Annotated in this window: 17 protein-coding genes; 10 read left to right on the forward strand and 7 right to left on the reverse strand. The window is 73.9% G+C overall.

Going from position 1 to position 20,941, the window contains the following annotated elements; all coding sequences use genetic code 11:
• The first annotated feature begins 430 nt into the window (after nt 1-430).
• The 3 genes from AB0881_RS02085 to AB0881_RS02095 all read left to right on the forward strand — a co-directional run bounded on the left by AB0881_RS02085 (nt 431) and on the right by AB0881_RS02095 (nt 3,651).
• Nucleotides 431-1,480, forward strand: coding sequence for a hypothetical protein (locus AB0881_RS02085; protein WP_366613588.1), 1,050 nt, complete (start codon nt 431-433; stop codon nt 1,478-1,480).
• A gap of 231 nt (nt 1,481-1,711) precedes the next feature.
• Complete coding sequence (locus AB0881_RS02090) at nt 1,712-2,494, forward strand: Crp/Fnr family transcriptional regulator (protein ID WP_366613589.1); 783 nt, start codon at nt 1,712-1,714, stop codon at nt 2,492-2,494.
• 116 nt (nt 2,495-2,610) lie between these two features.
• Nucleotides 2,611-3,651, forward strand: a complete 1,041-nt coding sequence (locus tag AB0881_RS02095) for a LysR family transcriptional regulator (RefSeq protein WP_366613590.1) — start codon at nt 2,611-2,613, stop codon at nt 3,649-3,651.
• 168 nt (nt 3,652-3,819) lie between these two features.
• On the opposite strand, the gene AB0881_RS02100 is transcribed toward AB0881_RS02095, so the two are convergent.
• The 4 genes from AB0881_RS02100 to AB0881_RS02115 all read right to left on the reverse strand — a co-directional run bounded on the left by AB0881_RS02100 (nt 3,820) and on the right by AB0881_RS02115 (nt 8,599).
• Nucleotides 3,820-4,572 (reverse strand): succinate dehydrogenase/fumarate reductase iron-sulfur subunit, encoded by a 753-nt coding sequence (locus AB0881_RS02100; RefSeq protein ID WP_366613591.1) that lies wholly within the window; start codon nt 4,570-4,572, stop codon nt 3,820-3,822.
• Nucleotides 4,572-6,509 carry a fumarate reductase/succinate dehydrogenase flavoprotein subunit gene (locus tag AB0881_RS02105; protein WP_366613719.1) on the reverse strand — a complete coding sequence of 646 codons (1,938 nt, stop codon included), beginning with the start codon at nt 6,507-6,509 and terminating at the stop codon, nt 4,572-4,574. Before AB0881_RS02105 ends, AB0881_RS02100 begins: the two co-directional genes overlap by 1 nt.
• Before the next feature lie 2 nt (nt 6,510-6,511).
• Nucleotides 6,512-7,147 carry a succinate dehydrogenase cytochrome b subunit gene (locus AB0881_RS02110; protein ID WP_366613592.1) on the reverse strand — a complete coding sequence of 212 codons (636 nt, stop codon included), beginning with the start codon at nt 7,145-7,147 and terminating at the stop codon, nt 6,512-6,514.
• 204 nt (nt 7,148-7,351) lie between these two features.
• The gene (locus AB0881_RS02115; RefSeq protein WP_366613593.1) at nt 7,352-8,599 is read right to left on the reverse strand and encodes a SpoIIE family protein phosphatase; all 1,248 of its coding nucleotides are present in this window, start codon (nt 8,597-8,599) and stop codon (nt 7,352-7,354) included.
• Between the two features lie 314 nt (nt 8,600-8,913).
• Here AB0881_RS02115 and AB0881_RS02120 point away from each other — a divergent pair, with 314 nt between their 5' ends.
• Together AB0881_RS02120 and AB0881_RS02125 are read left to right on the forward strand one after the other, a co-directional pair.
• The gene (locus AB0881_RS02120) at nt 8,914-10,704 is read left to right on the forward strand and encodes an ABC transporter ATP-binding protein (RefSeq protein WP_366613594.1); all 1,791 of its coding nucleotides are present in this window, start codon (nt 8,914-8,916) and stop codon (nt 10,702-10,704) included.
• The gene (locus AB0881_RS02125) at nt 10,701-12,434 is read left to right on the forward strand and encodes an ABC transporter ATP-binding protein (RefSeq protein ID WP_366613595.1); all 1,734 of its coding nucleotides are present in this window, start codon (nt 10,701-10,703) and stop codon (nt 12,432-12,434) included. Before AB0881_RS02120 ends, AB0881_RS02125 begins: the two co-directional genes overlap by 4 nt.
• Here AB0881_RS02125 and AB0881_RS02130 read toward each other — a convergent pair.
• Entirely contained in the window at nt 12,431-14,524 is a 2,094-nt protein-coding gene (locus AB0881_RS02130) for a prolyl oligopeptidase family serine peptidase (RefSeq protein ID WP_366613596.1), read from the reverse strand. The two genes, AB0881_RS02125 and AB0881_RS02130, sit on opposite strands and share 4 nt — an antisense overlap.
• Before the next feature lie 189 nt (nt 14,525-14,713).
• Between AB0881_RS02130 and AB0881_RS02135 the strand changes: the two genes are divergently transcribed.
• From AB0881_RS02135 to AB0881_RS02150, 4 genes are all read left to right on the forward strand, one after another.
• A complete protein-coding gene (locus AB0881_RS02135) occupies nt 14,714-16,114 on the forward strand; it encodes a serine/threonine-protein kinase (protein ID WP_366613597.1) in 1,401 nt (466 codons plus the stop codon).
• Nucleotides 16,115-16,196: 82 nt separating this feature from the next.
• On the forward strand, nt 16,197-17,096 hold the full coding sequence (gene mshB, locus AB0881_RS02140; RefSeq protein ID WP_366613598.1) for an N-acetyl-1-D-myo-inositol-2-amino-2-deoxy-alpha-D-glucopyranoside deacetylase: 900 nt from the start codon (nt 16,197-16,199) through the stop codon (nt 17,094-17,096).
• A 34-nt stretch (nt 17,097-17,130) separates the two neighbouring features.
• Nucleotides 17,131-17,586 carry a DUF6113 family protein gene (locus AB0881_RS02145; RefSeq protein ID WP_366613599.1) on the forward strand — a complete coding sequence of 152 codons (456 nt, stop codon included), beginning with the start codon at nt 17,131-17,133 and terminating at the stop codon, nt 17,584-17,586.
• A 35-nt stretch (nt 17,587-17,621) separates the two neighbouring features.
• A complete protein-coding gene (locus tag AB0881_RS02150) occupies nt 17,622-18,137 on the forward strand; it encodes a flavin reductase family protein (RefSeq protein ID WP_366613600.1) in 516 nt (171 codons plus the stop codon).
• Nucleotides 18,138-18,158: 21 nt separating this feature from the next.
• Here AB0881_RS02150 and rocD read toward each other — a convergent pair whose 3' ends face one another.
• Nucleotides 18,159-19,361 (reverse strand): ornithine--oxo-acid transaminase, encoded by a 1,203-nt coding sequence (gene rocD, locus AB0881_RS02155; protein ID WP_366613601.1) that lies wholly within the window; start codon nt 19,359-19,361, stop codon nt 18,159-18,161.
• A gap of 67 nt (nt 19,362-19,428) precedes the next feature.
• Here rocD and AB0881_RS02160 point away from each other — a divergent pair, with 67 nt between their 5' ends.
• On the forward strand, nt 19,429-19,881 hold the full coding sequence (locus tag AB0881_RS02160) for an Lrp/AsnC family transcriptional regulator (RefSeq protein ID WP_366613602.1): 453 nt from the start codon (nt 19,429-19,431) through the stop codon (nt 19,879-19,881).
• Between the two features lie 21 nt (nt 19,882-19,902).
• On the opposite strand, the gene AB0881_RS02165 is transcribed toward AB0881_RS02160, so the two are convergent.
• Nucleotides 19,903-20,937 (reverse strand): protein kinase, encoded by a 1,035-nt coding sequence (locus tag AB0881_RS02165; protein ID WP_366613603.1) that lies wholly within the window; start codon nt 20,935-20,937, stop codon nt 19,903-19,905.
• Between the last annotated feature and the right edge of the window lie 4 nt (nt 20,938-20,941).

The raw sequence follows: 20,941 nt of genomic DNA on the forward strand, positions 1-20,941 counted from the left end.
CTCTCTCGCGTCACCCGATGCAAGGTGCGAGATCACGACAGCCCGGAAGGGCACGCCGGTCAAGAATGCAGAAAACCAGTTATTCGGACATCGGCGGGCGAGGTCCGGCGGCCCTTCCCGAACTCCCTTTCACGTGTGAAAAACGGATGCGCGGGAGGTCGGCGCGGAATGGCCCGGTGGTCATTCACGATGACCTTAAAGCGGCGATCGTCCGTTCAATCGCATGTGAATGGCCGGGAACGGCCGGGACGGCGGCTGGCCGGAGCAGGACGCGCGTTCCGGTAAACCGTTCGCGGATTTCGGAGACGCCGCACGTGGCGCGCCGTCCGCGCCGCGGGCGCCCCGTTTCCCGCACCGGGTTCCGGCACCTTGTCGGAAGCCGTTCCAGCGGCGATCGTCACCAGCGATTCCCCGAGCGATGGGAGGGAACATGAAACTGCTCGCCGGAGCGCTGGCGGTGCTGGTCGCGGGCGCCGGGCTGGTGGCCGCGGGAGCGCCCGCGGCGGCGCGGGCGGGGGCGGTGGGCGAGACGGCGCTGCCGCTGCCCGCGTACGCCGCCATGGTCGTCGACGACCGCGGCAAGAGGGTGTACGTGTCGGGCGGGCCGTCGTCCAACGCGGTCCTGGTGACCGACTTCTTCGGCCACGTGAAGAAGAGGATCGACGGGCAGTACGGGGCGAGCGGCATGGCGCTCTCCGCGGACGGCGCGACGCTGTACGTGGCGCAGGCCGCCGGTGACGCGATCTCGGCGATCGACACCAGGACGTTCGCCGAGCGGGCACGCTACCCGACCGGCGCGCGGACCTGCCCCGAGCAGCTCGCCCGCACCGGCGCCGCGATCTGGTTCGGGTACGGCTGCGGAGAGTCCTGGAACGGCGGGATCGGCCGGCTCGACACCGCCGCCGACCCGCCCGCCGTCACGCTGGACGAGCAGCAGGGCGTCCGGTACCAGCGCCCGCCGATGCTGGCGTCCGACGGCGGCGGCGACGGCCCGGTCGTGGCCGGCCAGGCGGCCCTGTCGCTGTCGGCCCTGACCGTCTACTCCGTCGACGGGGCGGACCTGCGGCGCGGCGCCACCGGCGAGGTGGCCGGGTCCAACCTCTCCGACATCGGCCTGGCCCCCGGCGGCGCCTCCCTCTACAGCGCCTCGGGCTCGCGCGACCACGCGGAGGCGTTCGCCACCGGCGACCTGGCCGGGCGCGGGTCGTACCACACCGGCGCCTTCCCGAACGCGGTCGCCGCCTCCCCCGACGGCAGGCACGTGGCGGCCGGGCGGCGGACGAGCATGCCCGACGACATCAGGATCTACAAGGTGGGCGGCTCGTCCCCGGTGAAGGCGTTCGACCTGGGCGGCGACCGCACGCTGGCGCCGCGCGGGCTGGCGTGGAGCGGGACCTGCGAGGACCTGTTCGTGATCGCGCAGAAGGCGAACTCGGCCCAGCCGTACCTGCGGGTGATCCGGTATCCGACCGGATGGTGACGGGACGGGGCGGGGCGACGGCGGGCGGCGTGCCCCCGTCGCCGCCGCCCGCCGTACCGCCGTTCCCCATGAACGCCGCAGCCCCAGGGGGCGACCTCGCGGTCGCACACGCCGGGACCCACTCTGGTCCCGAAAGGCGGGGGCGAATAGGGAGAAGTTCACACAACGCGTGACGGTTTCGTGATTTCACTGCCAGTCCCGTGAAGTGGTCCCCTCGTTTAGCGTGGATCCATGACCGCCTTCGAGCCTGGCTCCTTCCTTGCCGAGCTCACCCCTGCGGAGCGCGCGGACCTGGAGGCGCGGGGCCGGTTCCGCGACCTGAAGCGCGGCGAGGTGCTCTTCCACGAGGGCGAGACGACCACCTCGGTCGCGGTCATCTACGGCGGCAAGGTCAAGGCGTTCTCCTACCGCGAGCACGGCGGCGAGGCCCTCCTGGACGTGCGGGGCCCGGGCGCGCTGGTCGGCGAGGTGGCCGCCATCGACCACCTGCCCCGGTCCGCCACCGTCGCCACGCTGGAGCCCGCCCGGGTGCTGACGCTCACCGAGGACCAGTTCACGTCGTTCCTGAGCAGGCACGGCCGGGTGTCGATCATCGTCATGCGGATGCTCTGCCGGCGCTGGCGGGAGGCCGACCGCAAGCGCGTCGAGTTCGGCATGTACGACGCCACCGGCCGGGTCGCGCAGCGCCTCGTCGAGCTGGCCGAGCGGTTCGGCGAGCCGTACGACCCCGACGGCCGCTCCAAGGGCCGGGCCGCGTCCGGCGGCCGCGCCCCGCACGTGCCCGCGCCCCGCCCCGCGCCCGGCGGCGAGGCCGTCCCGAACGGCGCCGGCGACCGGACGAGCGTCCAGATCACCCTGCACCTGTCGCAGGAGGAGCTGGCCGGCTGGGTCGGCGCGTCCCGGGAGGCCGTCAGCAAGGCGCTCGGCACGCTGCGCCGGCACGGCTGGATCGAGACCGGCCGCCGCCGCGTCATCGTGCACGACCTCCAGGCCCTCCGCCGGCACGCCCGCTGACCTCCGGCGGACCTCTCGTGGACCACGGTCCACGGCGGTGCTCCGGCGTCCCGTGCGCCCCGCCCGCGGCGGGGCTGGCAGGGGCCGCTGACCAGGATGGTCGTACCCTGTGCAGGATGCAGTTGCAGCAGCTCGCCTACTTCGTCGCGGTCGCGGAGGTCCGGCACTTCACCCAGGCGGCCGAGATCCTGCGTGTGGCGCAGCCTTCGCTGTCCAAGCAGATCCGCGCGCTGGAGGCGGAGCTGGGGGCCTCGCTGTTCAGCCGCGCGCGCGGGAACATCACCCTCACGCCGGCGGGCGAGGCGCTGCTGCCGCTGGCCAAGCGCATCCTCGCCGACGTCGACACGGCCCGGCTGGAGGTGCAGGAGCTGGCCGGGCTGCGCCGCGGCCGCGTCCGGCTCGGCGCCACGCCGTCGCTGTGCGCGGGCCTGCTCGGCGACGTGCTGCGGCGCTTCCACGACACCTATCCGGGCATCCGGCTGATCGTGGAGGAGGGCGGCTCGCGCGACCTGGTCCGCGACCTGACCCGGGGCCTGCTCGACCTGGCGCTGGTCATCCTGCCGCTGCCCGGGGACCCGCCGCTGGAGACGACCTCGATCCTGCGCGAGAACCTGGTGGTCGCCTCGCCCGCCGAGCCGTCCCAGATCACGCGCCGCCCGTACCTGCGGATCGAGGACCTGCGCAACCGGCCGCTGGTGATGTTCCGCTCCGGGTACGACCTGCGCGAGGCGACGATCGGCGCCTGCCGCGCCGCCGGCTTCGAGCCGCGCTTCGCCGTCGAGGGCGGCGAGATGGACGCGGTGCTGCGGTTCGTCGAGGCGGGCCTGGGGATCGCCGTCGTCCCGAGCATGGTGCTGGCCGGACGCCCCGGCCTGCGCGGGACGCCGCTGGTCCTGGCCGAGGAGCACGATCCGGCGACGGGCGTCCGCACCGTCCGCCCCACCGAGCCCGGCGGCCGGGCCCGCCCCGTCCGGCGAGGCTCGCCCGGCCCCGGCCTCCAGCGGACGATCGCCCTCGCGCACCGCAAGGACGTCGACCTGACCCACGCCGCCCGCGCCTTCCAGGAGACCCTGGAGACCTACCTGGTCGAAGCCGCCCTGGGAGGCAGCCTCCCCGCAGGTGTGGAGGCCCTAGGAACAATCATGGGTAAGCGGTAACCGTGTGGGGGGGCGACCCCCCACACCCCCCGGCAAGGGGCGCGCACTCCTTGGGCTCGCCTGGAGGCTCGCCCAAGGAGCACCCGCCCCTTGGCAGGGGCTCCGCCCCCGCACCCCCGCCAAGGGGCTTCGCCCCCTGGACCCCCGGTGCGGGCTGAGGTGGAAGCCCTACTTCTTCTTGCCGCCGGCGGTCGCCTTCAGGTAGTCGTGGTTGAGGCGGCCGATCACGTCGAGGGGGATGCCCTTCGGGCAGGCGACGGTGCACTCGCCGGTGTTGGTGCAGCCGCCGAAGCCCTCCTCGTCGTGGGTGTCGAGCATGCCGACGACGCGGTCCCAGCGCTCGGGCTGGCCCTGCGGCATCAGGCCGAGGTGGGTGACCTTGGCGCCGAGGAACAGCGCGGCGGAGCCGTTCGGGCAGGCCGCGACGCAGGCGCCGCAGCCGATGCACTCGGCGGCCTCGAACGCCTTGTCGGCGTCCGGCTTGGGGACCGGCGTCGAGTGCGCCTCGGGGGCGGTGCCGGTCGGTGCCGAGATGAACCCGCCGGAGGAGATGATCCGGTCGAACGCCGAGCGGTCGACGACCAGGTCCTTCACGACCGGGAACGCCTTGGCGCGCCACGGCTCGACGTCGATGACCTCGCCGTCCTTGAACTTGCGCATGTGCAGCTGGCACGTCGTGGTGGCCCGCTCGGGGCCGTGCGGCGTGCCGTTGATGACCAGCGAGCACATGCCGCAGATGCCCTCGCGGCAGTCGTGGTCGAACGCGACGGGCTCCTCGCCCTCGGCGATGAGCTTCTCGTTCAGGACGTCCAGCATCTCCAGGAACGAGGCGTCGGGCGAGATGTCGTCGAGCTTGTACTCGACCATCTTCCCCTTGGTCTCGGGGCTGGTCTGGCGCCAGACGCGCAGTGTCAGCTTCATTACTTGTACGACCTCTGGCTCGGCTTGCAGTAATCGAACTCGAGGGCCTCCTTGTGGAGGACGGGCTGCTCGTCCGCCCCGGCCCATTCCCAGGCGGCGACGTAGGCGAAGTTCTCGTCGTCGCGCTTGGCCTCGCCCTCCTCGTCCTGGCTCTCGGCGCGGAAGTGGCCGCCGCAGGACTCGGCGCGGTGCAGCGCGTCGATGACCATCAGCTCGCCCAGCTCCAGGAAGTCGGCGACGCGGCCGGCCTTCTCCAGCTGCTGGTTGAGCTCCTCGCCCTTGCCGGTGACCTTGACTCGGGTCCAGAACTCCTCGCGCAGCGCCGGGATGAGCTCCAGGGCCTTCTTCAGGCCCTCCTCGGTGCGCTCCATGCCGCAGTACTCCCACATGATGTGGCCGAGCTCGCGGTGGAAGGAGTCCACGGAACGGTCCCCGTCGATCGACAGCAGCCGGTCGATCTGGTCCTTGACCCGGGCCTCCGCCTCGGCGACGGCGGACTCCCGCACCGGCGGCAGGTCGGTGCGGGCGATGTAGTCGCCGACGGTGTTCGGCAGGACGAAGTAGCCGTCCGCCAGGCCCTGCATCAGCGCGGACGCGCCGAGCCGGTTGGCGCCGTGGTCGGAGAAGTTGGCCTCGCCGATCACGAACAGGCCGGGGATGTTGGACCGCAGGTCGTAGTCGACCCACAGGCCGCCCATCGTGTAGTGCACGGCGGGGTAGATGCGCATCGGCACGTCGTACGGGTTCTCGCCGGTGATGCGCTCGTACATCTCGAAGAGGTTGCCGTACTTGGCCTCGACGGCCTTGCGGCCGAGCCGCTCGATCGCGTCGGCGAAGTCGAGGTAGACGCCGAGGCCGCCGGGGCCGACGCCGCGGCCCTCGTCGCAGACGTTCTTGGCGGCGCGGGAGGCGATGTCGCGGGGGACCAGGTTCCCGAAGGACGGGTAGATGCGCTCCAGGTAGTAGTCGCGCTCGTCCTCGGGGATGTCGTACGGCTTCCGCTCGTCGCCGGCCTTCTTCGGCACCCAGACGCGGCCGTCGTTCCGCAGCGACTCCGACATCAGGGTCAGCTTGGACTGGTGGTCGCCGCTGACCGGGATGCAGGTCGGGTGGATCTGCGTGTAGCAGGGGTTGGCGAAGTAGGCGCCGTGCTTGTGCGCCCGCCAGGAGGCGGTGACGTTGGAGCCCATGGCGTTGGTGGACAGGAAGTAGACGTTCCCGTACCCGCCGCTGGCCAGCACCACCGCGTCGGCGGTGTGGTGCGAGACCTCGCCGGTGATCAGGTTGCGGACGACGACGCCGCGGGCGCGGCCGTCCTCCATGATCAGGTCGAGCATCTCGTGCCGGGCGTGCAGCTCCACGTTGCCGGCGTCGACCTGGCGCATCAGCGCCTGGTACGCGCCGAGCAGCAGCTGCTGGCCCGTCTGGCCGCGGGCGTAGAACGTCCGGGAGACCTGGGTGCCGCCGAACGAGCGGTTGTCGAGCAGGCCGCCGTACTCGCGGGCGAACGGGACGCCCTGCGCGACGCACTGGTCGATGATCTGGGTGGAGATCTCGGCGAGCCGGTGCACGTTGGACTCGCGGGCGCGGAAGTCGCCGCCCTTGACCGTGTCGTAGAACAGCCGGTAGACGCTGTCGCCGTCGTTGCGGTAGTTCTTCGCCGCGTTGATGCCGCCCTGGGCGGCGATCGAGTGGGCGCGCCGTGGGCTGTCCTGGAAGCAGAACTGGACGACGTGGTAGCCGGCCTCGCCGAGCGTGGCGCCGGCCGAGCCGCCGGCCAGCCCGGTGCCGATGATGATGATCTTCTTCTTCCGGCGGTTGGCCGGGTTGACCAGCTTGGCCTCGAACTTGCGCGTGGTCCAGCGGTTCTCGATCGGGCCCTTGGGGGCCTTCTCGTCGGCGATCGGCTCGCCCGACTTGTAGAAGGTGTCGGTCATGTTCAGCTCACCCATCCGGCGGTGACAGAGAGGGGCACGGCGAGGAAGCCGACGACGATCAGCGCGGCCACCGTGACCGCCAGCGCCCGCAGGGCCTTCTCGTTGCGCGGGTTGCGCAGGCCGAGGGTCTGGAACGCGCTCCAGATCCCGTGCCACAGGTGCAGGCCCACCAGCAGGAGGGCGATGACGTAGAAGGCGGTGACGGGCCAGCGGGCGGGGTCGAAGCCCTCGACGACCCGCTCGTACGGGGTGGCGTCGGGGCCGCCGCCGTTGACGACCAGGAAGGTCATGTCCAGCAGGTGCCAGATCACGAACAGCGCGATGATCACGCCGCCGTACCGCATGGTGTGGGTGGCGTAGCCCTGCGCGTGCGACTTCTTCTTGGAGCGGTACTTCTCCGGGCGCGCCTGGGAGGCGCGGCGGGCCAGCGAGATCGCCGACCACATGTGCAGGATCACCGAGACGGCCAGCACGACCTCGACGAGGGTCAGGACCGTGCGGTGGGGGACGGCGGGCTCGCCGATCGTGCGCAGCCAGTGCGCGTAGTGATTGAAGCTCTCCGCCCCATAGAAGATCTTGAGGTTCCCGACCATGTGCGCGATCAGGTAGAGCACCAGGACGCCGCCGGTGACGGCCATCACGGCCTTCTTGCCGACGGTCGATCGGTAGATCGCAGGTATCGCTATAGCCACGGCCTGCACGTTATGTCTGCGCTGGTCACCCGATCCAAGTCATCAGCGCACTGGTTTCCATAGCCGCAGGCTATGAATCAAAGCAGGCCGGGCAAACCGGTCACTCGGGTACGTACGCCGAAGTGAGGGACCTCACAGCAAGATCAGGAACTACGAACGGTAGTACTTCTCCGTGGCGGTGCCGTCACGGGAGAGCAGGACGACGGCCAGGTCGTCGGTGAGGGCGTCGCCGTTCAGATCCTCGACCTCGCCGACCAGCGCGTCGATCAGCCCCCGGCCCGCGGCGCCCCGGCCGTGCGCCTTGCGGGCCAGCTCGACCAGCCCGTCGGTGCCCAGCCGCGCCGGGCCCGCCCCGATCCGGCCCTCGATCAGCCCGTCGGTGTACAGCATCAGGCTCCACGACGCGCCCAGGTCGATCTCGGTCGTCGGCCACTCCGCGCCCGGCACCAGGCCGAGCGCCGGGCCGTGCGCGTACTCCGGCAGCGCGACGACCTCGGTCCCGCCGCCGGCCTCGCCGCTCTCGCGGAACAGCAGCGGTGCGGGGTGCCCGGCCAGGTGCATCCGGGCGGTGCGCAGCGACGGCGCGATGGTGATCATGCACAGCGTGGTGAAGATCTCCTCGCTGCGCCGCTCGTGCCCCAGCACCGTGTCCAGCGTGCCGAGCAGCTGCTCGCCGGCGTGCCCGGCCAGCACCAGCGTCCGCCACGCCATCCGCAGCTGGACGCCCAGCGCCGCCTCGTCCGGGCCGTGCCCGCAGACGTCGCCGATCATCACGTGCACGGTGCCGTCGCCGGTCTGCACGGTGTCGTAGAAGTCGCCGCCCAGCAGCGCCCGGCGGCGGCCGGGGCGGTAGCGGGCGTAGTGCCGCACCGCCCGCTCGTCGATCAGCGGCACGGGCAGCAGCCCGCGCTCCAGGCGGGCGTTCTCGCGGCCCAGGATCCGCGCCTCGACCAGCCGGCGCTCGGTCTCCTCGGCGCGCTTGCGTTCGATCGCGTACCGGATCGCGCGGGCCAGCAGCGGCCCGTCCACCTCCTGCTTGACCAGGTAGTCCTCGGCGCCGGCGGCGACCGCGCGGACGCCGAGCCGGGTGTCCTCGAAGCCGGTCAGCACGATCACGGCGGCGTTGCGCGAGATGTCCAGGACCTCGCGGAGCCGCTCGATCGGGTCGTGGTCGTCGGGCGCGGACAGGTCGACGATGATGCACTGGGTACGGCGGGTGACCGAGCGGCGCGCGGACGGCAGGCCCTCGGCGACCGTCATCCTGATCTCCAGGCCGCTGTCGGCCAGCATCTTCTCGACCAGGAAGACGTCGGCGGGGTCGTCGCCGATGAGGAGCAGGTCGATCCTGTCCTCACCGCCGAGTGCGACGGCATGCGAACGGTGGCTGGTTGTGCTCACAAGGCTTCCGGAGTGTCGGTCGGGCGGCGGCACTGGCAACGGCCGGTTCGGCGGATCCGGGCGGCGGGCGCCTGGTGCGCGGGTACGCCGCTCGCGGGCTCGTGGAACCGGTCCGCGCCGGGGCAGCGGCCTGTGCCCAGCCGCCGGGTTCCCGGCTCATGGAGCGAAGATCTGCGCGAGGACGCAGCGCTCCGTACCGTCCGACCTTATCGCCTCCGATCACGATCGCGCATCCAGGGTGGCCGCCGCGTCTCGCCGGAGGCCGCCGGAAAACCTGTCGAGATCCGGCTTCCGGCCTGTCTAACCTTCGGTCCGTGAAACCGCTGCCGGTCGAAGATCCTGGCGAGCCCGACCATCGGTCACCGGCGCGCTACCTGCTGTGGCTCGGCCGCACCCAGGCCGGCAGCCTGTCCGCGGGGGCGCTGCTCGGGGTCGTCTGGATGCTCAGCCAGGCGCTGATGCCGGCCGCGATCGGCCGCGCCGTCGACGCGGGCGTGGCGGCGAAGGACTCCGGGGCGCTGCTCGCCTGGACCGGGGTGCTGCTCGGGCTGGGCGCCGTCCAGGCGGTGTCCGCCATGACCCGGCACCGGGTCGCGGTCTTCAACTGGATGGCGGCCACGTACCGGACGGTCCAGGTCGTCACCCGGCAGGCCACCCGGCTCGGCGGCACGCTCCCCGAACGCCTCGGCGCCGGCGAGGTGGTGACCGTCGGGGTGGCCGATGTCGCGCATGTCGGCAACGCGATGGACATCGTGGCGCGGGGCGCGGGGGCCGTGGTGGCCATCGTGGCGGTCGCGGCGATCCTGCTGGCCTCATCGCCGCCGCTGGGCCTGATCGTGCTGGTCGGCGTCCCGGTGATCCTGGCGCTGGCGGCGCCGCTGCTGCGGCCGTACCGCGAGCGCGAGCAGGTCCAGCGCGAGCTGGCGGGCGAGCTGACCGCGCACGCCACCGACCTGGTCGCGGGCCTGCGGGTGCTGCGCGGGGTCGGCGGCGAGCGGATGTTCGCCGGCCGCTACCGGGCCGAGTCGCAGCGCGTCCGGGCCGCCGGCGTCGAGGTGGCGCGGGCCGAGTCGAGGCTGAGCGGCGCCGAGGTCCTGCTGCCCGGCCTGCTGGTCGCGCTGGTCACCTGGGTCGGCGCGCGGTTCGCGGCGGCCGGGACGATCAGCGTCGGCGAGCTGGTCGCCTTCTACGGGTACGCGGTGTTCCTCATCCACCCCCTCAAGACCATCGGCGAGGCCGCCGGGAAGCTGGCCAAGGGGCATGTGGCGGCGGGCCGGGTGACCGCGGTGCTCGCGCTGCGGCCCGGCGTGCCGCTGGACGGCACCGCCCGCCCGGAACCCGGCGGCGAGCTGGTGGACGCGGCGTCCGGCCTGGTCGTCCGGCCGGGACGGCTGACCGCGATCGCGGCGGCCGACCCGCGCGACGCCCAGGCGATCGCCGACCGGCTCGGCCGGTACGCCGAAGGAGACGTCACCTACGGCGGGCGCCCGCTGCGCGAGCTCGCCGACCCGCGCGGCCGCGTCCTGGTGGCGATCAACGACGACCGGCTGTTCTCCGGCCCGCTGATGGACGGCCTGGCCGGCCCCCGGACGGACCCCGCCGAGCTGGAACGCGCCGTCGAGACGGCCGGCGCCGCGGACATCGTCGCCGCGGCCGGCCGGGACGCGCACGTCGCCGAGGCGGGCCGGGAGTTCTCCGGCGGCCAGCGGCAGCGGCTCCGGCTGGCGCGGGCGCTGGCCGCGGGCCACGAGGTGCTGGTCCTGGTCGAGCCGACCAGCGCGGTCGACGCCCACACCGAGGCGCTGATCGCCGGGCGGCTGGCCGCCGGCCGCCCGGGCCGGACGACCGTGGTGTGCACCACCAGCCCGCTGATGCTCGACCGGGCGGACCACGTCGCCTACGTCGAGAACGGGACGGTCGCCGCCGAGGGCACGCACCGCGTCCTGCTGGAGACCGAGCCCCGCTACGCCGCCACCGTGACCCGCGGCGAGTCCACGGCCGCCAGCGCACCAGACAGCGCGCCGGACGGCGCGCCCGAGAACGCGCCCGAGAACGCGCACGAGAACGCGCCCGATGACGTACCGGAGGAGGTGGCCAGCCCGTGAGCGCCGAGATCCTGCCGATCGCCACGCCGCGGGAGGTCCGGGCGTACGCGCGGCGCCTCGTGCTCCGCCACCCCCGCGAGCTGCTGGTCGCCGTGGGCCTGCACGCCCTGGCGGCGGCCGCCGGGCTGGTCACGCCGCGGCTGCTGGGCGGCCTGGTCGAGGGGGTCCAGCGCGGCGAGGCGGGCATCGACGCCGCGGGCGCGGCGATCGCGGCGTTCGTGATCGTCCAGGGCGTCCTGCTGCGGTACGCCTACCTGGCCTCGGCGCGGCTGGGCGAGAAGGTGCTCGCCGGGCTGCGCGAGGAGTTCGTCGAGCGCGTCCTGGCCCTGCCGCTGACCACGGTGGAGCGGGCCGGGACGGGCGACCTGGTCAGCCGCACGTCCCGGGACGTGGCCAACCTCGGCGACAGCGTCCGGTACGCGGTCCCCGAGACGCTGATCGGGATCATCATGACCACGCTGACGATCGGCGCGCTGATCCTGAACGGGCCGCTGGTCGCGCTGCCGTGCCTGGTCGCCGTACCGCCGCTGGTCATCGTGATGCGGTGGTACCTGGCCCGCGCCCGGGACGGCTACCTGCGGGAGAACGCCACCTGGGCGGACATGACCGAGGGCCTGGCGGAGACCGTGCAGGGCGCCCGCACCGCCGAGGCGTTCGGGCTGCAGGAGCGCCGCCGGCGCCGTGCCGACACCGACATCGCCCGCGCGTACGCCGCCGAGCGCTACACGCTGCGCCTGCGCACGATCCTCTACCCGGTGGTCGAACTCGGCTACGTGCTGCCGGTCGCCGCCACCCTGCTGGTCGGCGGGCTGCTGTACACCGAGGACCTGGCCACGCTCGCGCAGGTGACGGCGGCCACGCTGTACGTCCAGCAGCTGATCGTCCCGGTCGACATGATCCTGGTCCGGCTGGACGAGTTCCAGATCGCGTCGGCCTCGCTGGCCCGCCTCCTCGGCGTGGACGCCGGCCCGCCCGAGGACAGGCCCGCGGCCCCGCCCGCGGCGGCCGGCGGGGAGGAGCGGATCACCGCGCGCGGCGTCCGCTACGCCTACCGGCCGGGCCGGGACGTCCTGCACGGCGTCGACCTGGAGCTGCGGCCCGGCGAGCGGCTGGCGGTCGTCGGCCCGTCCGGCGCCGGGAAGTCCACGCTGGGCCGCCTCCTGGCCGGGATCGACGCGCCGCGCGCCGGCTCGGTGACCGTGTCGCCCGGCGGCCCGCCGCTCGCCGGCCTCCCGCTGGACGAGCTGCGCGGCCATGTCGCCCTGGTCACCCAGGAGCACCACGTCTTCCGCGGCACGCTGCGCGACAACCTCGTGATGGCCCGCCCGGACGCCACCGCCGCCGACATCGACGCGGCCCTGCGCGCGGTCGGCTGGGACGGCCCCGGCCCGGACGCCACCGTCGGCACGGGCGGGGAGCCGCTCACGCCCGCGCAGTCCCAGCAGCTCGCGCTGGCCCGGCTGATCCTGGCCGACCCGCACACCCTCGTCCTGGACGAGGCCACCTCGCTGCTGGATCCGCGCGCGGCGCGCCGCCTGGAGCGCTCGCTCGCCGCCGTCCTCGACGGCCGCACCGTCGTGGCGATCGCGCACCGGCTGCACACCGCGCACGACGCCGACCGGGTCGCGGTCGTCGAGGACGGCCGCGTCACCGAACTCGGCACCCACGACGAGCTGCTCGCCCGCGACGGCTCCTACGCGGCCCTCTGGGCCTCCTGGCACGGCTCCTAGAGGCTGCGCCGGAGGAAATCCACCTGGAAGTGCAGGAGGTTCTCGGCGACGACCTCCTGCGGGGTCATGTGGGTGACTCCGGACAGCGGCAGGACGGTGTGGGGGCGGCCGCCGGCCAGCAGGGCGCTGGACAGGCGGAGGGTGTGGGCGGCCACCACGTTGTCGTCGGCCAGGCCGTGGATGAGGAGCAGCGGGCGCTCCAGGCGGCCGGCGTCCCGGATGAGGGAGTTGGCGGTGTAGTTCTCCGGCTCCTCGTCGGGGTGGCCCAGGTAGCGCTCGGTGTAGTGGGTGTCGTACAGCGCCCAGTCGGTCACCGGCGCGCCCGCCACGGCGGCGTGGAAGACGTCGGGGCGGCGGAGGACGGCCAGGGCCGCGAGGTAGCCGCCGTACGACCAGCCGCGGATCGCGACGCGGTCGAGGTCGAGCGCGCCGGGGTGGCGGCGGGCGGCGTCCTCCAGGGCGGTGACCTGGTCCTCCAGGACGGGGGTCGCCATGTCGTGGTGGATCGAGCGCTCCCAGGCCGGGCCGCGGGACGGCGAGCCGCGGCCGTCGGCGATCACGACGGCGAAGCCCTGGTCGGCGAGCCACTGCGCCTCGTAGTACGCGCGCCGCACGGCCAGGACGCGCTGGGCGTGGGGCCCGCCGTACGGGTCCATGAGGACGGGCAGCCGGCCGTGGCTGGGCTCCCAGCCGGCGGGCAGCAGGACGGCGGTGCGGATCTCGCGCTTCCCGGCGCGCAGCAGCTCGACGCGGGGCGTCAGGTCGGGGGTCTCGGCCCGGGACGCGATCTCCCGCACGCCGGCGGGGCCCCGGACCTCCACCGCCGTGCCGGAGCGGTCGAGCCGGGAGCCGGTGATCACGGTGACGTCGCCGGAGCGGACGCCGCCGAAGACGCCCTGGCCCTCGGTGAGCCGCTCGGTGCGGCCGGTGGCGCCGTCGTACGACCAGACGTGCAGCTCGGTGGGCTCCTCGGTGCCGGTGAAGAGGATCCGCTTGCCCTCCACGCCGAGGACGGAGCGGACCTGGAGGCCGCCGGGCGTGACCGGCTCGCCGCCGACGGTGATCCGCCGGGTGTCGGTCCCGGCGTCCTCCACGTGCCAGACCAGCTCGCCGTCGCCGGTACGGGCGGGCACCCCGGGGACGATCTCGGTCCAGACCGCGTCGTGCAGGGTGTGCAGCAGGGCGGTCGCGCCGTTGGACGGGTCGACGGTCAGGGCCCGCTGGGTGCGCTGGTCGCGGGACTGCGTGACGATCACCAGGCCGTGCCGGTCCCAGGTGGCGGTGACCACGTACGGGAACTCGCCGCGGTCCCAGGCGACGGCGACCTTGCCGCTGCCGTCGGCCTTGGCGAGCATCAGCGACACGATCGCGTTGGGCGTCCCGGCGGCCGGGTAGGCGACCTCGTGCGCGCCGCGGTCGGGGTTGGCGGGGTCGGCGATCGTCCAGCGCTGGACGGGCGTCTCGTCCACCCGGGCGACGAGCAGCGTGTTGCCGTCGGGCGACCACCAGTAGCCGCGCATGCGGCCCATCTCCTCGGCGGCGATGAACTCCGCGAGCCCGTAGGAGACCTGGTCGCTCTCCGGGGTGATCAGCTCCTGGTCCGCGTCGTCGCCGGTGTCCTGGAGGGACAGGACGCGGATGGTGCGGCCGGAGACGTACGCGACCCGGCGCCCGGCCGGGTCGAGCCGAGGGTCGAACACCGGCGTCTGCGCGGCCAGCGCGCGGACCTCGCCGGAGCGCAGGTCCGCCAGGAAGAGCTGCCCTGCGAGGGTGAACACCGCCTGCCGGACCTCGCGGTCCACCGCGTACCCGACGATGCCCCCGGCCTGCTCCCGCGCCCGCTCGCGGCGGGCCCTCTCCTCGGCGGGCAGGCCCTCCTCGCCCGGGACGTCCAGCGCGGCCGGGTCGGCGATCAGGCGTTCCTCGCCGGAGGCGAGGTCGAGCGTCCACAGGCAGGTGACCGGGTCGTCGCCGGCCTTGGTCCGCAGGAAGGCCACGAACGACCCGTCCGGCGCGATCTGGAAGGCGCGCGGGACGCCGAGGGTGAACCGCCGGGTACGGGCGCTCTGCCGCGGATAGCTGATGCTCATGGCATCCGAGTCTGCCAGCATGGGTGCGGCGGTGGCGGCGACGTCCCGCCTTTACGCCTGACCGCCGCCGGGCGGGCGCTGTAGTGTGCCCGATCGGGAATCGCCGGAGATCGCGGCCGGGCTCGCGTAAGCTCGAAAACTCTCCCCAATCATCACATCACCGTCATCGCGGGTACGAAGGAGTGGTCCATGCCGGAGCTGCAGCCGGGAGATCCCCGGCGGCTGGGTTCGTACGAACTGCTCGAACGGCTTGGCGAGGGCGGGCAGGGCGTGGTCTACCTGGGGAGGGACGCCTCCGGGGCACAGGCCGCGATCAAGCTGCTGCGCGCCGACCTGGCCGCGGACGCCTCGGCCCGCAACCGCTTCGTGCGCGAGGCGCAGGCGGCCAAGCAGGTCGCGCGGTTCTGCACCGCGCAGGTGCTGGAGGCCGACGTCGCCGGCGACCAGCCGTACATCGCCAGCGAGTACGTGCCGGGCAAGTCGCTGCACAAGCAGGTGCTGGAGGACGGCCCGATCACCGGCGCCGCGCTGGAGCGGCTCGGGATCGGCACGCTGACCGCGCTGGTGGCCATCCACCAGGCCGGGATCGTGCACCGCGACTTCAAGCCGCACAACGTGATCATGGCCCCGGACGGGCCGCGCGTGATCGACTTCGGTATCGCGCGGGCGCTGGACACCAGCCAGACCGGCGCCACCAAGGCGATCGGCACGCCCTCGTACATGGCGCCCGAGCAGGTGGCCGGGTCCACGCTGACCGAGGCCGTGGACGTGTGGGCGTGGGCGACCACGATGGCGTTCGCCGCGACCGGGCACCCGCCGTTCGGCGACGACACCGTGGTCGCGGTGATCAACCGGGTGATGAACGAGCCGCCGTCGCTGGAGGACCTGCCGCCCGACCTGCACCGGCTGCTGGCGGCCGCGCTGGTCAAGGAGCCCGAGCGGCGGCCGACCGCGCAGCAGCTGATGATGACGCTGATCGGCGCCGGACCCGCCGCGCAGACCCAGATGGACGACCCGACGCAGGCCACCGCGATGCTGGGCCAGGGCGCGAACATGGCCGCCGGGCCGACCCGGGCGACCGGCGGCACCCAGCCGGTCGACCGCACCCGCGCGATGGGCCCGGTCGGGATGCCGCCCGGGCCGCCGATGCCGCCCGCCCAGTACGGCCGGCCGGACCCGCGCCGGTCCGGCGGCTATCAGGACTGGGAGCCGGAGAAGAAGTCGCGCTGGCCGATCGTGGCGGCGGTCGGGGCGATCGCCGCGCTGGCGCTGGTCGTCGGCCTGGTGATGTTCAACACCGGCGACGACGGTCCGGGCGGCGATGTCACGCCGCCGCCGGCCAGCACCTCGGTGTCGCCGACCGACGAGGAGACCGAGGAGAACGACCCGACGCCGGAGACGACCCGGTCCCGGCCGCGGGAGACCGAGCCGGAGCTGCCGACGACGCGGCCCACGCGCCCGACGACGCCGACCACGGAGCCGTCCACGCCCGACGAGACGCCCACGACGCCGACGGAGCCCACCACCCCGCCCGACGGCGAGACGCCGCCCGCCGGCGACGGCGGCGGCGGGGGCCGCGACGAGGAGTAGGAGGGGCCCTGCCCGGCGGGCTCCGGCGGCGGGCGGGAGGGCGGTTTCCCGTCCTCCCGGCCGCCCTGAGTAGGCTCGGACCATGAAGGAGCCGCGGATCCTGTTCGTCCACGCCCATCCGGACGACGAGTCCATCGGGACCGGGGCCACCATGGCCAAATATGCGGCCGAGGGCGCCCATGTCTGCCTCGTCACCTGCACGCTGGGCGAGGAGGGCGAGGTCATCCCCGATGAGCTGCGCCATCTCGCCTCCGACAAGGAGGACCGCCTCGGCGAGTACCGGGTGGGCGAGCTGGCCGAGGCGTGCGCCGCGCTCGGCGTGACCGACCACCGCTACCTCGGCGGGCCGGGCCGCTGGCGCGACTCGGGGATGATGGGCGCCCCGACGAACGACGATCCGCGCTGCTTCTGGCGGGCGGATCTCGACGAGGCCGCCGGCGAGCTGGTGAAGGTCATCCGCGAGGTGCGCCCGCAGGTGCTGGTCACCTACGACGATCGCGGCAACTACGGCCATCCCGACCACATCCAGGCGCACCGGGTGGCGTGGCGGGCGTACGAGCTGGCCGCCGACCCGGCCCACGGGGACGGCGAGCCGTGGCGGATCGGCAAGTTCTACGCGTACGCGACGCCGCGCACCGTCCTGGCACGCGCCATCGCGGTGATGCGCGAGGCGCGGCTGCCGTTCGGCCGGGTCGCGGGCCTGGACGAGCTGGGCTCGGGCGTGCCGGACGACCAGGTGACCACGGTGGTGGACTCCCGGGCCCACCTGCCGGCGAAGCTCGCCGCGCTGCGCGCCCACCGGACCCAGATCGTCGTGGCGCCGGAGGAGGTGGGGCCGTTCTTCGCCCTCTCCAACAACCTGGGCCAGCAGGCGTTCGGCACCGAGTACTTCATCCTGCTCGCGGGCGAGCGCGGTCCGGCCCCGGCGGGCGGCCGGGAGAACGGCCTGTTCGCCGAGCCCGCCGTCCCGCCCCGGCCGTGATCGGGCGCGCCCCGGTGTCGGTACGCTGACCGCCGTGACGTACGACCACGAGCCTGAGGGCCTCACCGGCGCGCCGGAAGAGGCCGCCGAGGGTCCCCTGGACGCCTTCGTCTCGGGGGCCGCGTACGCGGCGCTGGGGCTGCTGGGGGCGATCGTCGGCGTGCTGGGCTCGTTCGCCCACCCGTGGACGGCCGGGTCCGTCCCGGTCGCCGGGATCGCGCTGATCCTGCTCAACTTCGGCATGGTCCGGCTGGCGGGCTGGGCGATGGGCGGCCGGATCGGCGCGGCGGTGCCCGCGCTGCTGTGGACGGCCGTCGCGGTCGCGCTGTCGGCGCGGCGCGGCGAGGGCGACCTGATCGTCCCGGGGACCACGACCGGGTACCTGTTCATCATCGGCGGGCTGGTGGCCGTGGTGATCGGGGTGTCGCTCGTCCCGGCCCGGCGGCCGCCCGGCGAATGGCTGACCGGCGGCCCGTTCGCCCGCGGTTGAGGCCGGTGCCCGGAGTGGACCCGAGTGGACCGGCCGTGAGCCCCGAACCCGGAACGGGCGCCGCCGCGCTGCTGCGGCGGGTCGCCGGCCGCTTCGCCACCGGCGTCACGGTGGTGACGGCCGTCGCGGACGGCGCCGACCACGCGATGACGGTGAACGCGTTCACGTCGGTGTCCCTGGACCCGCTGCTCGTGCTGTTCTGCGCCGAGAAGGCCGGGCGGTTCCATGACGTGGTGACCGGCTCGGGCGGCTCGGGCGTGTGGGGCGTGTCGGTGCTCGCCGAGGGCATGCGGGACGCCGCGGACCGGTTCGCCACCCGCGGGCGCGCCCTGGAAGGCGGTCTGGCGGGCTGGGAGCACCACCGGGGGCCCGCGACCGGGGTGGCGCTCTTCTCGGCCGCCATGGCGACGCTGGAGTGCCGCACGTGCGCCGTCCACGAGGCCGGCGACCACAGCATCGTGGTCGGCGAGGTCCTCGGGCTGGACGTCCCCGACCCCGGCGGCCGCCCCCTGGTGTTCTACGAGGGCGGCTACCGCACGATCAGCTCCTGACGTCACGGGGACCGGGCCGGCTCAGTCCTTGAGCGCGATCTCCAGCCGGTCCAGCGCCCAGTCCAGGTCGGTCTCGTCGATGACCAGCGGCGGCGCCAGCCGGATCGTGGTCGCGTGCGTCTCCTTGGCCAGCACGCCCAGCCCCATCAGCCGCTCGCTCACCGGCCGGGCCGGGCCGTGCAGCTCGATCCCGGCCCACAGGCCGCGGCCGCGCACGTCGCGGACCAGGTCGGACGACAGCGCCCCGAGCCGTCCGTGCATGTGCGCGCCCAGCGTCCTGGACCGTTCCTGGAACTCGCCCGTCCTCAGCATCGCCACGACCTCGCGCCCGATCGCGCACGCGAGCGGGTTGCCGCCGAACGTGGAGCCGTGCTGGCCCGGCTTGAACACCCCGAGCACGTCGCGGTCGGCGACCACGGCCGACACCGGCATGATCCCGCCGCCGAGCGCCTTGCCGAGGATGTAGACGTCGGGGACGACGCCCTCGTGCTCGACCGCGAACGTGGTCCCGGTGCGGCCCAGCCCCGACTGGATCTCGTCGGCGAGCATGAGCGCGCCGGCCGCCGTGCACAGCTCTCGCACGGCCGTCAGGAACCCGCTGGGCGGCACGTTGACGCCGGCCTCGCCCTGGATCGGCTCGATCAGCACCCCGACCGTGTGCTCGTCCACGGCGGCCCGCAGCGCCTCGACGTCGCCGTACGGGACGGTCCTGAACCCGGGCGTGTACGGCCCGTACGAGTCCTTGGCGTCGGGATCGGTGGAGAAGCTCACGATCGTGGTGGTGCGGCCGTGGAAGTTGCCCTCGAAGGTGACGATGTTCGCCCGGCCCGGCGGGACGCCCTTGACCTCGTACCCCCACTTGCGGGCGGTCTTCAGCGCGGTCTCGACGGCCTCGGCGCCGCTGTTCATCGGCAGCACCATGTCCTTGCCGCACAGCTCCGCCAGCTCGGCGGCGAACGGCCCGAACACGTCGTGGTCGAAGGCGCGGCTGACCAGCGTGACCCGTTCCAGCTGGCGTTGCGCGGCGGCGACGAGCCGCGGGTTGCGGTGGCCGAAGTTGACCGCGGAGTACGCGGCCAGCATGTCGAGGTAGCGGCGGCCCTCGACGTCGGTGACCCAGGCCCCCTCCGCCTCGGCGATCACGATGGGCAGGGGGTGGTAGTTGTGCGCGCTGTGCTCCCCTGACAGGGCCCGCAGCCGATCGGTAGTGCTCGCGACGTTCACGGGATCAGCGTATGTTCGGGATCGGCGGCCGACCAACGGCCAAAACGGACTCAAGGGGAGCGATCCATTGCGTCTTGACGACCTCGACCGGCGAATCGTTGCGCAGCTCCTGGAGCACGGCCGCGCCTCGTACGCGCAGGTCGGCGACAAGGTCGGGCTGTCGGCGCCGGCGGTGAAGCGGCGCGTGGACCGGCTGCGCGCGGACGGCGTCATCACCGGCTTCGCCGCGATCGTGGACCCGGCCGCGCTGGGCTGGACGACCGAGGCGTTCATCGAGATCTTCTGCACGGGCGCGACCTCGCCGGACGAGATCTACTCCAGCATCCGCAAGCACCCGGAGGTCGTCGCCGCGTACACCGTCAGCGGGGACGCCAGCGCGCTGGTGCACGTGCGGGTCCGCGACATCCAGCACCTGGAGCAGGCCCTGGAGCGGCTGCGGCGCGAGGACAACATCACCGCCACCAAGACCGCGATCGTGCTGTCCAGGCTGATCGGCCGCCCGATCGACACCCCCGCGTAGGGCTCAGAGCATGCGCGGGGCTCAGAGTATGAGGACGAACAGCAGCACCAGGACGAGCGCGCCGAAGACGGCGCCGCCGATGCCGAGCGCGACGGCGAGGTCGTTCCGGTAGGGGCCCATCACCGGCTGGCCCTGGGGGAGCGTGGCGGGCGGCGGCCCGGGGGGAGGGGCGGGCGGCAGCGGCACCGCGAAGTTGGGCCTGCCCGGCTTCGGCTTCGGGGCGGGCGCCGGCTCGGGTGCGGGGGCGGGTGCGGCTTCGGGGGCGGGCTCGGGCTCGATCGCGTACGCGGGGAGCAGTTCGGCGAACGCGGGCGGCAGCCAGCCGGGGCCGGGTGGCTCCTCCTCCAGCTCCGCGACGATCGCGGCGGGCTCGGGCCGGTCCTCGGACGCGCCGAGGCAGCGTTCGATGAGGTCGCGCAGCTCGTCCGGGCAGCCGGTGAAGTCCGGCGGATCGTGGTGGAACGGCCGCGGGTACGGGTGGCGGCCGGTCGCGGCGTGGAGGGCGACGAGGCCGAGCGCGAACACGTCGCCGGCCGGGGTGACGGAGTGTTCGAGCGAGGAGTGGTCGGCCAGGCGCGGCCCGTCGGCGGCGAGCAGCACGTTGGAGGCCCGCAGCTCGCCGTGCACGAGATCGGCCTCGTGCAGCGTCCGGAGCCCCTCGGCGAGCGCGGCGACCAGCGCCCGGACCGCCGGGGCGGGTAGCGGGCCGGCCTCGGCGACGGCGTCCGCCAGCGACGGGCCGGGCACGTACTCCACGGCCACCCAGGGGACGGGCGCGTCGGCGTGCCCGTCCACGACCTGCGCCAGGTGGCGGCCCCGGACCCGCTGCGCGCCGGCGATCTCCTGCTTGAACCGCCGCCGGAACGCCGGGTCCCGCGCGAACCGCTCCCCGACGACCTTGATCGCCAGGGCCCGGCCGCTCTGCGTGGTGGCCAGCAGCACGGGACCGAGGCGGCCCGAGCCGATCCGGGCCAGCACGCGGTAGCCGCCGACCAGCGGCGGATCGTCGTCCCGGAGCGGCTCGAACACCGCGCCGGGACGGATGGGGGGCTGCATGGCG

It is taken from the genome of Spirillospora sp. NPDC029432 (genome assembly GCF_040703975.1).
GTDB lineage: Bacteria > Actinomycetota > Actinomycetes > Streptosporangiales > Streptosporangiaceae > Spirillospora.